General features: G+C 59.8%; 1 pseudogene. It reads right to left on the reverse strand.

Going from position 1 to position 306, the window contains the following annotated elements:
* A pseudogene (locus EN786_RS36990) lies at positions 1–197 on the reverse strand (N-acetylmuramic acid 6-phosphate etherase); the annotation flags it as partial.
* Between the last annotated feature and the right edge of the window lie 109 nt (positions 198–306).

Genomic DNA, 306 nt, shown 5'->3' on the forward strand with positions numbered 1-306 from the left:
GCGTAGGCGAGCCTGCCTCCACCCTTCAATTGTCTGGCGACAAGCTCGGCGGCCTCGGCAATGGCCGGAATGGCGCCGTGCACGGCCCTGGCGGCCTCGATTTGCGCATTGGCGAGGAACGAAAGGATGGCGTCCGGGGCCTGGACATCCAGCCCCGCGGCGTTCTGATGAAGCGCTTCCGTGCGCGTCTCGGCCATCCGCTTTCCTCCAACTGATCGAACAATACCAAAAAAATACCACTTGTCCACATCTCTCATTGCGTTTTCATGCTCCGGAGCGCGTCGGGAACAAATTTCCATGTCCTTT

The organism is Mesorhizobium sp. M4B.F.Ca.ET.143.01.1.1 (genome assembly GCF_004792275.1).
Classification (GTDB): domain Bacteria; phylum Pseudomonadota; class Alphaproteobacteria; order Rhizobiales; family Rhizobiaceae; genus Mesorhizobium; species Mesorhizobium abyssinicae.